We start from the raw sequence: 12,089 nt of genomic DNA on the forward strand, positions 1-12,089 counted from the left end.
CCCCGGGCGGGGTGGGGCCCTGCCCGCGTCGTCCCTACACGCCGCCGCCGGGAAGGGCGCCGCGCCGCAGCTCCCGCCCCTGGGCGACGGACCGCGCCAGACCCGCCGTCAGGGCCAGTGCCAGCACGGTCAGCGACCACAGGGCCATCTGCCGGCGGTCCTGCGAGGCGGCGTCCCCCTCGCCGGGCGCCCCGGAGCCCCCGGTGGCGCCCCGTGCGGCAGCCGGTGCGGCGGCCGCTGTGCGGCAGGCCTCCGCCAGGGTCCACAGCTCCAGCAGGCGCCGTTCGTCGGCCTGGCAGACGGCGGCGATCCGCTCGACGGCGTCACGCGGCGGGAACTGCTTGCCGTTCACCCACCGCTCCCACGAGGACTTCGCGTAGTGGGTGCGCTCACTGATCCGGGCGTAGGTCAGGCCGGACGAGGACTTCAGTGACTGCAGCTCCTCGGAGAGCCGGTCGGCAGGGCCCTTCGGCGTGCCGCCGGACAGAAGAACGTGGTCCATCGTTTGTACCCCCCAGGTCGTTCCGGTGCGATCGAGGACGCGCGACGGGGCCGGGTGCCGGGCCGCACTCCCACCGGCCGGTCCCCACGGCCGTACCGGTCTCCCGGCGGCCGGGCCCCCGCCCCCCGCGGTGCGCCCTCCCGCAGCACGACCCACCCCGGGTCACGTGCTACGGCTTGATCCACTGTGTGACATCCCGGGGCCGGGGATCCACGATCTGCCGGGATCTGGGACGGGTACGACGTATGCCACCGCCCTGAGCTGCGGTTTGGGACACCGGCACGGCACAGGTTGGGACGCCGCGGGCCTCGGACCGACGTCGTGGGACGCCGTCGCCGCCCGCGGTACGGGGCCGGCGTGCAGCGCGCCCGACCAGGCGCGGCGGCTCCGCCTCCGTCCCCGTCCGGCGCGCCCATGAGGGAGGGCGTCCCAGGGACGCGAAACGATCGCGGGACGTCCTCGGGGCTTCCTAGTGTCGGCAACCGGTGGTCGTTGCGGCCGCCCTCACCCACGTCTCCCAGGAGCCCCGCCATGCCCATGTTCCCGGTCATCAAGCGCGCCGCCGTCGTGACGGCCACCGCCGCCCTCTCGGTCACCGTCCTGGCAGGCACGGCCAGCGCGCGGCCCTCGGTCGGCGAGATCGCCTACGGCGACCGGGGGACCGGCGTCAAGTGCGTGCAGCTCGCGCTGAACGCCTCCCTGCACTCCGGCCTCCAGACCGACGGCATCTGGGGCGCCCGGACCGAGACCGCCGTGCGCCAGTTCCAGCAGGCCAAGCACCTCGACGTGGACGGGATCGTCGGCGTCCAGACCGGCTCCCAGCTGCTGGAGGTGATCGTCCACAACGAGCACGCCTGGGGCACCACCTGCTGGGAGAACCTGCCGACCTGGTAGCCCGGCCGGTTCCCGGGGCCGTCCGCCGACGGCTCCTCCTCTCCCCCTCGTCCCCCTCAGCAGAAGTGAGGAACTTCCGTGAAGCGCTTCCCGGCCGCAGTGGCCGCGGTCTTCGCCGCCCTCCTGGCGGCGGTGCTGTCCGTCCCCGCCGCCCACGCCGCGAGCTGGCCCGTCGTCCGCAGCGGTGACCAGGGCGCCAAGGTGTCCACCGTCCAGTACCTGCTGAACGCCCGCGGTTACGCGACCGGCGCCGACGGCGCGTTCGGCCCCGCGACCGAGGCCAAGGTCAGGAGCTTCCAGAACGCCAACGGCCTGAGCCCGGTGGACGGCGTCGTCGGCGGCGCCACCTGGCCGAAGCTGATCGTCACCGTCCGCCAGGGCGACACCGGCGACGCCGTCAAGGCGCTCCAGGTCCAGCTGAACGCCCGCGGCGCCAACCTCGCCGTGGACGGCGCCTTCGGAGCCGGCACCGACTCCTCGGTGCGCGGCTTCCAGCAGTCCGCGAACCTGAGCCCGGTGGACGGCATCGTCGGCCCCGCCACCTGGTCCGCCCTGCTCTCCGGCGGGGGCGGCGGCACCGGCGGCGGCAGCGGCGACCTGCTCAGCCAGTCCCAGGCCGCCTCGCTGCTCTCCTCCGCGGGCATCACCTGGTCCTCCTCGGGCAACTGCTCCAACCGCAACAGCAGCAACTGCACCTCCTTCGACGGCCTGCGCCGCGCCTCGGCGGACGGCGCCGTCGCGCTCAAGCACGCCGTGGGCGGCTGCGGCCTGACCATCACCGGAGGCACCGAGACCGGCCACGCCGCCGGCACCTACAGCCACGCCAACGGCTACAAGCTGGACTTCGCGATGGCGAGCTGCCTCACCAACCACATCACCGGCAACTTCGCCTACAGCGGCGTACGCGGCGACGGCGCCACCCTCTACACCGCCCCCTCGGGCAACGTCTACGCCAACGAGGGCAACCACTGGGACGTGACCTTCACGGGCTGACGGCCACCCGGCACGACCACACCCCGAGGGGCACCGGACGCATCCGGTGCCCCTCGGGGCCGTCCGTTTCACGGCCACGGGGAATCGGGCGGACGCCCGGCTCCTCGCGCAGATCAAGGTCGACTACCCACCGACTACGCCGCGTGATCTTCCAGGCGACGTGTCGCCTTGAGCATGTCCTCTCCGACTGGTTCTGACGTGCCTCGCGTCCCTTCCCACGCGCTCTGCCGACTCACCGGGCCGGGCAGCGACCTTGGACTCAAGCTCGCCGAGTACAGGAAGGAGAAGCTCGTGGGACAGCGTGGGCAGCGTGGCCGGGTGTACCGGCGGTGTGGTTGTTCGGACGGTAACCGGAAGCAGCTGGGTCCGTGGTGCCCCCTGCTGGCCGGGGATCCGAGGCACAGGACGTGGACGTATGCGATGGATCTGGCGAAGGAGGAGGGCCGGCGTCGGATCCGCCGCCGGGGCGGTTTCGCCGGCCATGCGGAGGCGTTGCGGGAGATGCGGGCGGTGTTGGACGGTGAGCTGCGCGGGGTGTACGAGAACCGCCGAACCAAGGTGGCGAGCTACCCGCGCGAGTGGCTGGTCACGAGGCGGGCGCACCTGTCGCCGAGCACCTACGCCGGCTACGTGGCGTGGGTCAAGCGCGACCTGATCCCGGCGTTCGGCCACATCCGGCTGCTCGACCTTCGTCCCCATCACGTTGACGAGTGGATCGCCGCCCAGCTGGGGGCTGGGCGCGGCCGCGTCCACGCTGCGCGACGCCGTCTCCTCCTGGCGGCTGCGCTACCCCGGTCAAGCACTCCGTCCCGCCAAAGCCCCGCGCCGCCGAGCGTACCTGCTGGACTCCGGAAGAGGCCGCGAGCTTCCTGCGGCACAACGCCGAGCAGTACGCCGACCAGCTCACCGACCTGTTCGAGGTCGTCCTTGGTACCGGCTAGCGCCGCGAAGAGGTCCTCGCCCTGCACTGGTCGGACGTCCACCTCATGGACCGCCGGCTCTTCGTCCGCCGGACGCTCGCCGCCGTCAACAACAACGTCCTGGCCTTCGGCCGGCCCAAGACCGAGACCAGCCGCGCCTGGATCAGCCTCTCCCTCAGGAACGGGAATTTCGGGGCCACGCCGCCCGACAGCCTATTATCGCTTCCTGGGCCTGCGGACCTGATCCCCGGCTCACCAGGTACGGAGAGGCGTCACCCGGCCTGCTGCCGATGCGTACCCGAGGAAACACATGAGCACCGTACAGTCGATCCCCGTCCCGCAGGTCCTTCATGAGGCCGGCCGCCGGCGGACCTTCGCCGTGATCAGCCATCCGGACGCGGGCAAGTCCACGCTCACCGAGGCGCTGGCGCTGCACGCGCGGGCGATCACTTCTGCCGGTGCGGTGCACGCCAAGGGTGATCGACGCGGCGTGACCAGCGACTGGATGGAATTGGAACGCGAGCGTGGTATCTCGGTGACCTCGGCCGCATTGCAGTTCGGCTATCGCGGCCACGTGATGAACCTGGTCGACACCCCCGGCCACGCCGACTTCTCCGAGGACACCTACCGGGTGCTGGCCGCCGTCGACTGCGCGATCATGCTGGTCGACGCGGCCAAGGGCCTGGAGGAGCAGACCCGCAAGCTTTTCGCGGTCTGCCGCCATCGCGGCGTCCCTGTGATCACCTTCATCAACAAGTGGGACCGGCGCGGCCAGGATGCACTCACCCTGCTCGAGGACATCGAGACGCACCTCGGGATCACCCCCGTCCCGGTCGTCTGGCCGGTGGGCAGCGCGGGCAACCTGCGCGGCCTGGTCGAAGCGGGGAACACCGAGCAGATGCTGCGCTACACCAAGGTGCCAGCCGGCACGCACGCCGCCCTCGAGGAGCAGCTCCCCTCCCAGAAGGCCGCCGAGCAGGAGGGCGAAGCCTGGACGACCGCGCTGGAGGAGCTGGAGCTGGTGCTCTCGTCCGGCCCCGGCTACGACCAGGAGGCCTTCGAGGCCGGCAAGATCAGCCCGGTCTTCTTCGGCGCCGCGCTGACCAACATAGGTGTGAAGCTCCTGCTGGACGCCGTGGTCGACCTCGCTCCGGCTCCCGGGCCCCGCCGGCTGGCCAAGGGCGGCAGCCGCGAGGTCGGCGAGGAGTTCTCCGGCCTGGTGTTCAAGATCCAGGCGAACATGGACCCGGCCCATCGCGACCGGATCGCCTTCGTCCGAGTCTGCTCCGGCGTCTTCGAGCGCGGCATGCACGTCACCCGGGCGGCCAGCGGCCGCTCGTTCGCAACCAAGTACGCGCACACCGTCTTCGGAGCCGAGCGCACCGTGGTCGACACCGCGTACCCCGGCGATGTGGTCGGCCTGATCAACGCGAGCGCGCTGCGGGTCGGCGACACCCTCTTCACCGGCAAGAAGACCGAGTTTCCCCCGCTGCCCGCCTTCGCCCCCGAGTACTTCGCGGTGGCACGGCCCAAGGACATCAGCCGGTCCAAGCAGTTCCGCAAGGGCGTCGCCCAACTCGACGAGGAAGGCGTGATCCAGGTGCTGGTCTCCGACCGGCGTGGCGACCAGGCGCCGGTCATGGCTGCGGTCGGCCCGATGCAGTTCGATGTGATCCTGCACCGGATGGAGCACGAGTTCTCTTCCCCAATCGCCCTCGACCAGCTCTCCTACCGCTTGGCCCGGATCACTGACGCCGAGGGCGCCGCTGCCCTGGCCAAAGCCCGCCTGATCAGCGGCGAGGTGCTCACCCGCCGCTCGGATGACGCGCTGCTGGCCTTGTTCGCCGACAAATGGCAGCTGAACGCCTTCCAGCGCGCCCAACCCGACATCCTGCTCCAGCCGCTGATCGCCACGGCGGACTGATCGCCGACCTCTCGGCCCGGCGGCCGCCGTCGACAAGCTGCCAGGCGTGGCCCTGCTCGGGCAGTCGGCCGGCTGGCAGCAGTCGATCGGCGAGCCGGGCCGCACGCTCACCACGGCAACCGAAGGCCGGCCGCTACCCGGCTGGGCCACCGACGCCGGCCGGACCGAGGACGTCGGGTGGCTCCAGGGCCGCCCCGCGTTGCTCAAGGCCGCCGCACGCCAACCACCACGCTCACCTGCTCGCCACCATCGTCGGGCTCGGCGGTGAGCTGGAGCTCCCGGCTACCCGCAACGGGCGATTCAGGGGTGCGGTCGTCCCGGAGGGCTGCGCGGTCAGCGCCGGCCGCCGCCGATGCGGCGGTCGTCGGCCAGTGCGGTCAGCGGGCCGTACTCGCAGGCAAGCTCGTTCCACGTCAGAACCTCGCCGCAGCGGGCCGGGAAATCCTTCGGATTGAACTCGGGCATGGTCCAGGTGCCGGTGCCCCGGTCCCGCAGCCACAGGTCCCCGTCACCGTCGACCACAGTCGGCGGGACCGGTACGGGCTCGGCCTGATCGGTGGGCTCCCAGGTGACCCGGCCCGGGTGAGAAGCGCGGCGCAGCTCTGTGGTGGCCAGCCGCGCGGCCAAGTCACGGGTGGACTCTTCGGCCTCCTTGACCGACGCGAGTCGGAATGCGTCGTCGAGTACGGGCAGGGCTGGATTCTTGCTGCGCTTTGAACTCATACGCTGACTTACCTCCGGTGGGGGGCGTCACATCCGTTATGGCACCCCGTAGAGGAACACGGTATCCGAGGCGGGAGCCAGGCCGGCTACGCCCTTTCAAGAGCACCTCTTCCTCCGACCCTCACCGCGACGGTCTTCAGCCAACGCAGCAGGAAGCGGTTTGGAGTTTCCCTCCGCGGGGCGACTCCGAGGGGCCAAAACCCTCATCACTGTGCAACATCATCCAGTCGCTACCGGCCTACACCCGCAGACCCTTTCCGTTCAGCCGGGCTGACCACCCCGCCGCGGCTGCTGCCGGTGATCGAGATCTGTCGGACCTTCAGCAAATACCGCCGTGCGATCCCGACAGCTGTTGCGTCGACGGCGCTAGCCGGCTCCCTGGTCCGGCTCCAGCGAGCAGATCATGGTCCCCTACCCGCCGACTACGGATCGTGATCTTCCGAGCCGTGTGTCGTCTTGAGCGTGTCTTCGCCGTCTGGTTCTGAGTGCTTCGCGCTTCGCCCCGCACACCCTGCCGCCACACCCGGCACGGCAGCCACGTGTGCCCCAGCCACGCGTCCAACTGGTACCCGCAGCTCGCCGCCCTCGGCGAGAACCACCCCGTGTACGCGATCGACACCCTGGACGACCCCGGGCGCAGCGTGCAGCGCGCGGTGGCGGCCGGCTGCGAAGAGAACGCGGTGTGGCTGGACGAGACCCTCGCCGGGCTCGGGCTGGAGCGGGTCCACCTCGTCGGCCTGTCCTACGGCGGCTGGCTCGCCCTCAACCAGGCGATCCACGCGCCCGGGCGGCTCGCGTCGGTCGCGCCGCTCGACCCCGCCGGTATCGAGAAGGTGCCCGCGCGGTTCTACCTGCACGCGATCGCTGGGCTGTTCGGATTACTCGCCCCGAAGCGCCTGCGCCCCGCAGTGGCACGGCTGCTGGCCAATCCCGCGCTCAGCGCGCCGCCCGAGATGGTCGCACCGCTGATGCTCGCGATGCGCTCGTACCGCCCCACACGCCGCCCTCCGGCCAGGCCGTTCACCGATGAGGAACTGGCGTCCATCACGGTGCCCGTGTTCGTCCTGGTGGGGAGCCGCAGCGCGCTTCTGCGGCCGCGCAAAGTGCTGGAGCGGACGACGGCGCTGATCCCGGGAGTGCGGGCCGAGATCCTCAAGGGCGCCGGGCACGGACTCACCCTGGAGCAGCCGGACGTGGTCAACGACCGACTGCTGGAGTTCGTCTCATCCAACCGGGAGGCGGTACAGGGCTGAACCGGGCGGAGCCCACCTGCCGCTACTGGCAAGTGCCGATCCTCCCCACGGACCGGGCTACACCGGACCGTCAGAATGATCACGTGGCTGAACGCGTGCAGGTCCGTGAGATCGATGACGACGAGGGCAGGCGGCTGCTGCGGATCGTCCGCCGAGGCACCGGGGCGGTGGTGACTTGGCGGCGGGCCCAGATGGCGCTGCTGCCTGCCCAGCACATGCCCGTGGCGAAGATCGCCGAGGTCACGTTCACCAGTGCGGACCGGGTCCGCGACGTGATCCACAACTTCAACGCCGACGGCTTCGACTCGCTCTACCCGAAATACAGGGGCGGACGTCCCAGGACGTTCACGTTGGCCGAGCGCCCCGAGATCAAGAAGATCGCCAAGTCCAAGCCGGCCGAGCACGGCCTGCCCTTCTCGACCTGGAGCCTGGCCAAGCTGGCCGACTTCCTGGTCGTGAGGGGGTGGTCGACGACATCAGCCACGAGGGCCTTCGCATCCTGCTCCACGAGGAAGGCGTCTCCTAATTCGTGAGTAAGCGGATCAGCCAGGCTGCGTGTGGCAGCCCAGCGACATCTGCTCAACCGCATGCTCGGCCAGCTCCATCACTGCCTGCGTCATCGCGTCCACTTCGACGAGCAGCGTGGGTTCGGTGCGGCTCTATCGAACGCTGCCTGACTCTGGCACGGGGAATACCCAAAGGCGCGTCATCCGAGGAAGGGGCGCAACTCAACTAGTGTGAGCCAGGTTTGCGGATCGGGTCCGACGTAAGCCGCACGAACGAGGTAGGGACCGGCCTCCAGGTCGACTCGCACGTGATCCTCCCGGCGACACTCTTCACCCGTCCAGGCCGAATCGAATAGAACAACTGGTCCCGGCACCTGCCAGAGCAGTCCGGCCTCCCACGGTGCGGCACGCATCGCCGCGTCCACGCTTCGGAGCATGGCCTCCTCGGACTCCGCCGCCGACCAGCGCACGAACACGCTCTGCGCCGGCAGGTACGCCGTCGAGGCCGGCTCATCCCCCAAGACCAAACCCGCGGCTGAACCGACCTGGACCAGGCCGATGTGGCCCTCCACGGCACAAGCTCTGTCGTAGTCGTCGTCCGTGCCGTCGTCGTTCCCAGCGGATCCCGACCACGCCTCCAGCACCGCTTCAGGGACCACGATGAGCGGCCCTCCCAGGGACTCCACCCACGTGACCACTCCCGGTTCTCCGTACATGACCATGCGCGCAACCTACACATCAGGGCTGACGAGCTTGACTCCTTAGCCCGGTGAGATGTCTTTCAACTCGCATCATCTGACCACGAAACACTGCCAGCGGGTCGGGACGTGGCCTGAGGCGAACAACGTCGAGATCGCCTACACCCCGACCAACAGCTCCTGGCTCAACCGGATCGAAGCGCAGTTCACCGCTCTGCACTACTTCGCCCTCGACGGCACCGACCATCCCAGCCACAAGGCCCAAGGCAGTATGATCCGCCGCTACATCATCTGGCGGAACAAGCACGCCGCCGATCAGCGCCTACGCGAAGTCGTCACCAGGGCGAACGTTGCCTGATACGGCATTAGCGTGCCGGCGTGCTGCAATCGCTGATGGTCGACCCCGAGGCGCTCGGCCATCGGCTGCATCGACTTGCGCCGACCCTCCAGCAGCATCCCCCGCAAATACAGACCGCCCTTGGCCCGCTGATCACAGCGGGCCAAGGGCGCGATCACCTCAGCCGCGAACTCCTCCAACCGACCCCGCCGCAACGCAAGGTCCCCAGCCCTCATACCAACGGAGAACTACCGATGACACGATGCGACAAGCCTCCCGACAAAGCACTACTAGCGGGGACGCGACCCGCTGTAGAGGTCCAGGTAGCCCACGTACAGCATCAGCTGCTGCAACGTGTAGAACGTCTGACCACCGGCAAAGATGGGCGGGGTACCGGCATTGTTCATGACCCGGTAGACCCAGTTCGAGATCCCGGCCCAGTTCGTCTCCAGGTTGACGTTGTCCCGGCCGATCTGGGCGAGACCGTGGTCGCGGATGTTGCCGCGGATGTTGTCGAAGATCCGCCCGAAGCGCGCTGCCTCCGAGGTGGCCTGGATCATCATGAGGAGGGAGTCCGCCAGGACGGCGCGCCCGCTGGCGGAGTTCTGGAGAGCGGCGATCTGACGGACCTGCCGCAGGGCGTTGTCGAGCCTCGGCCCGTTGATCTGCTGGTTGTACCGAGTGTCACCACCGGGCAGGCCGTTGTAGTTGCTGGACCAGGGGAGGGTGCTCGCCTGGACGCCCAGCACCCGGTTGAAGCGCTCCCTCGACGCGTTGCCGTCGTTGAAGACCCAGTGCGTGCCCCCGACCTGGTAGAAGCCGGCCAGGTACAGGTTGTGCGGCCAGAAGTAGATGGCCCCCTGGTAGGCGCCGCTCTGGAACAGGCTGATCTGGATGAGCTGGTCGTTGTCCGCCACGACGGTCTCGTCCAGGTCGGTCCTGAACCAGTCGTGGCTGCTGAGCGAGTGGAGCTGGGCGATCACGTCCCAGTACCGCTGGTGCGCCTGAGCGCCGCCGCCGCTCAGGTCGCTGATTTCCCAGTTGATGTTGCTGAGACGGTTGTTCGTGTCGGCGTGCGCCGCGGGCGGCGTCATACCCATGAGCCCGACCGCCAGCGCCAGCGCGACCAGTGAGCCGACCAGCCGTCGGCGCACGCGTACCAGTGCACCGGGTCCGTTCATTGTGAGCATGCGGGAATCCCTCGATCGTGTAACGACAGGTCGTCAGCGCGCCCGCCCGGCCACCGGCTTTCGCACACGGCGAGCATCCACGGCGCACTGTCGGCACGCTAATCGGCCCTGTGGTCCATTGATGTACCGTCAGGGCCTCGGCCCTTGACCAGCAGTGCACCGTCGTCCTGTCGTCGCCGACCGCCCCCGTGAGCCCCGTACCGGGCCGCCCGTCAGCGGGCCGCTCAGCCTGTCGGCGGCCGTGTTCCTGGCCCTGGCAACCGAGATGCTGCCGGCCGGCCTCCTACCTTCGACGGCCCGCGAAGCCGCCGCACACTTCTCATTCGCCTGACAGACTCGGCGGCCTCCTCCACGAGTACCAGCATGCGATCTGATCAGGGCGGATGAGGTTTTCGGCAAGAGCAGGTATGCGCAGCCGTCGGAGGATAAAGCCCTCCGACGGCTGTTCGCGCACAGGCCAGAACCGGGGCACGGATGGACCGACCAGCTATGACCGGCGGACGTACGCTGACGACCGGTGTCGACCTCGCCTGCCCGTGCAGCCCGGTCCATGCCACTCGCCCCGTAGGGCGCGCCGCGGCCTCCGCCTTCCCCGGAGTCCTGGTGGATGTCGACAAGCAGCGGCCAACCGTCCAGTGCGCTCCAGTGTGCCGTCGGTGGCACAACGACCTCGGGCTCATCGGGTGGTGCGGCCCAGGACCGGAGGAGAGAACGACATGACGGACGACCACGGCCTCCCGCGGAGGTTCGCTCGCTCCGAGACCGCCCGTGCGGAGGCGTTCAGCGACGGCGTGCTGGCCATCGCCGTGACCATCCTGGTCCTCGGGCTCACGGATCCGCCCCACGAACCGGGCGGACTCGGGCGGGCCCTGATCCGCCAGTGGCCGGTCTACCTCGGCTACCTGGCCTCCTTCAGCTATGTGGGGGTCATCTGGCTGAATCACCATCAGGCTTTCGTGCGGATACGTGCCATGGATCGCGGGTTGCACGCGGCCAATCTCCTCCTGCTCTTCACCACTGCGGCGCTCGCCTTTCCCACTGCGGTGCTGTCGGGCGCACTGCAGAACAGCGTCATCGACAGCGACGCTCGCGTGGCCGTCGTGCTGTACGCCGGGATCGCGGCAGGCATGTGCGGCAGCTGGATCGTGCTCTTCAGCCATCTGGACCGGCGTCCGGAACTGCTGCACCACGCTGTCGAGCCCTCCTACGTCGCTCACGGCAGGCTCCGCTCGTGGGTCGGCGTGATGGCGTATCTCCTCGCCGGTGCGGTCGGTGCGCTGACCGCACCGGTCGTCGCACTCGCCGTGTTCGTCGTGCTGCCTGTCTTCTACTTTCTGACCAGCGAGGGGTTGCGGCTGCCCGGTCGCGGCCGACGGGAAGCGAATCGCCAGGAGTAGGCGAGAGAACCGGCGAGCACACCTGGTTGCATGCTTGGGGGCCTTCCACGGATGAGATGTACCGTGGGAGGCCCCCGCGTTTATGTCGAGGAACCGGTCCTCGCCGAACACGAGCCGGCCGTCCAGGGCGAGCTCGCTGGAGGTACGGGCACTCGGGACGGGTCGCGATCTGCCGAGAAGTGGCGTCACCGGGTGGGCGGGCCCTGGATCGACAGCTGCGCGCGCGTCTTCCCGGTCACGAGTGCCGACCCGGCAGGCCCGAGGACCCTTGACGGAGTTCGGACCAGGAGCCGAAGCCGGCTCGGATGTCCCGGCAACGCACCGGCACCTGATGGGAAGTGCGCCACCTGCCTGGCGCGGAGCTACCGGTCGGTTCGTGGACCGTCTCTGCGGCCTCCCGGCTCCGCGGCTTCCGACGTCACAGTGTCTCGCCGCGGCCAGTCGCCCCGGGGCGTCCGTCTGTCGAACGAGCGGACCGTCGCAGCCTCGTGCAACGGTCGCCGGCCCGGCGTCCGTGCTGCTCCGCGTCACCGCGTCACCGCGCCGATTCATCCCCGGGTAGTGCGCTGTGGTGCCAATTCCTGAGCACAGAGGGAGGATTCGGCCGATCGATCCCACCGTAGTTTCGGGGTGTGCCGAAGCCGCGAATGCGGTGAGTGTCAGCGGACACGGCAGACTCCCCGCTGGCGGTCAGTTGGGCTCCCCGCTGGTGGACATGAAATCTCCCCGGTGACGGACAGCTGATCTCCCCG

The 12,089-nt window shown here is 69.5% G+C and carries 12 protein-coding genes and 2 pseudogenes; 9 read left to right on the forward strand and 5 right to left on the reverse strand.

Annotated features, from left to right (window positions below):
* Positions 1-34: 34 nt before the first annotated feature.
* The gene (locus ACFWOG_RS34460; RefSeq protein ID WP_329878474.1) at positions 35-502 is read right to left on the reverse strand and encodes a helix-turn-helix transcriptional regulator; all 468 of its coding nucleotides are present in this window, start codon (positions 500-502) and stop codon (positions 35-37) included.
* A 531-nt stretch (positions 503-1,033) separates the two neighbouring features.
* On the opposite strand from ACFWOG_RS34460, the gene ACFWOG_RS34465 reads away from it, so the two are divergent.
* From ACFWOG_RS34465 to ACFWOG_RS34485, 5 genes are all read left to right on the forward strand, one after another.
* Entirely contained in the window at positions 1,034-1,396 is a 363-nt protein-coding gene (locus tag ACFWOG_RS34465) for a peptidoglycan-binding protein (RefSeq protein WP_380363190.1), read from the forward strand.
* A gap of 78 nt (positions 1,397-1,474) precedes the next feature.
* Positions 1,475-2,389: a peptidoglycan-binding protein gene (locus ACFWOG_RS34470; protein ID WP_380363193.1), complete on the forward strand. Its 915-nt coding sequence runs from the start codon at positions 1,475-1,477 to the stop codon at positions 2,387-2,389.
* Between the two features lie 501 nt (positions 2,390-2,890).
* Positions 2,891-3,553: a hypothetical protein gene (locus ACFWOG_RS34475; RefSeq protein WP_380363213.1), complete on the forward strand. Its 663-nt coding sequence runs from the start codon at positions 2,891-2,893 to the stop codon at positions 3,551-3,553.
* A gap of 66 nt (positions 3,554-3,619) precedes the next feature.
* Entirely contained in the window at positions 3,620-5,233 is a 1,614-nt protein-coding gene (locus ACFWOG_RS34480) for a peptide chain release factor 3 (RefSeq protein ID WP_380363195.1), read from the forward strand.
* Between the two features lie 46 nt (positions 5,234-5,279).
* Positions 5,280-5,501 carry a hypothetical protein gene (locus ACFWOG_RS34485; RefSeq protein WP_380363197.1) on the forward strand — a complete coding sequence of 74 codons (222 nt, stop codon included), beginning with the start codon at positions 5,280-5,282 and terminating at the stop codon, positions 5,499-5,501.
* A gap of 65 nt (positions 5,502-5,566) precedes the next feature.
* On the opposite strand, the gene ACFWOG_RS34490 is transcribed toward ACFWOG_RS34485, so the two are convergent.
* On the reverse strand, positions 5,567-5,956 hold the full coding sequence (locus ACFWOG_RS34490; protein WP_380363199.1) for a hypothetical protein: 390 nt from the start codon (positions 5,954-5,956) through the stop codon (positions 5,567-5,569).
* Positions 5,957-6,495: 539 nt separating this feature from the next.
* Between ACFWOG_RS34490 and ACFWOG_RS34495 the strand changes: the two genes are divergently transcribed.
* Both ACFWOG_RS34495 and ACFWOG_RS34500 read left to right on the forward strand, forming a co-directional pair.
* The gene (locus ACFWOG_RS34495) at positions 6,496-7,209 is read left to right on the forward strand and encodes an alpha/beta fold hydrolase (protein ID WP_380363202.1); all 714 of its coding nucleotides are present in this window, start codon (positions 6,496-6,498) and stop codon (positions 7,207-7,209) included.
* An 83-nt stretch (positions 7,210-7,292) separates the two neighbouring features.
* A pseudogene (locus tag ACFWOG_RS34500) lies at positions 7,293-7,732 on the forward strand (transposase); the annotation flags it as partial.
* 183 nt (positions 7,733-7,915) lie between these two features.
* Here ACFWOG_RS34500 and ACFWOG_RS34505 read toward each other — a convergent pair.
* Positions 7,916-8,437 carry an Imm21 family immunity protein gene (locus tag ACFWOG_RS34505; RefSeq protein ID WP_380363204.1) on the reverse strand — a complete coding sequence of 174 codons (522 nt, stop codon included), beginning with the start codon at positions 8,435-8,437 and terminating at the stop codon, positions 7,916-7,918.
* A gap of 52 nt (positions 8,438-8,489) precedes the next feature.
* On the opposite strand from ACFWOG_RS34505, the gene ACFWOG_RS34510 reads away from it, so the two are divergent.
* Positions 8,490-8,771: a hypothetical protein gene (locus ACFWOG_RS34510; protein ID WP_380363206.1), complete on the forward strand. Its 282-nt coding sequence runs from the start codon at positions 8,490-8,492 to the stop codon at positions 8,769-8,771.
* A 29-nt stretch (positions 8,772-8,800) separates the two neighbouring features.
* Here ACFWOG_RS34510 and ACFWOG_RS34515 read toward each other — a convergent pair.
* Together ACFWOG_RS34515 and ACFWOG_RS34520 are read right to left on the reverse strand one after the other, a co-directional pair.
* Positions 8,801-8,986 (reverse strand): annotated as a pseudogene (locus ACFWOG_RS34515) (transposase); the annotation flags it as partial.
* A gap of 54 nt (positions 8,987-9,040) precedes the next feature.
* Complete coding sequence (locus ACFWOG_RS34520) at positions 9,041-9,940, reverse strand: ribosome-inactivating family protein (protein WP_380363209.1); 900 nt, start codon at positions 9,938-9,940, stop codon at positions 9,041-9,043.
* Positions 9,941-10,656: 716 nt separating this feature from the next.
* Here ACFWOG_RS34520 and ACFWOG_RS34525 point away from each other — a divergent pair.
* A complete protein-coding gene (locus ACFWOG_RS34525) occupies positions 10,657-11,337 on the forward strand; it encodes a TMEM175 family protein (RefSeq protein ID WP_380363211.1) in 681 nt (226 codons plus the stop codon).
* Positions 11,338-12,089 lie beyond the last annotated feature (752 nt).

It is taken from the genome of Kitasatospora sp. NPDC058406, assembly GCF_042722765.1.
GTDB lineage: Bacteria > Actinomycetota > Actinomycetes > Streptomycetales > Streptomycetaceae > Kitasatospora.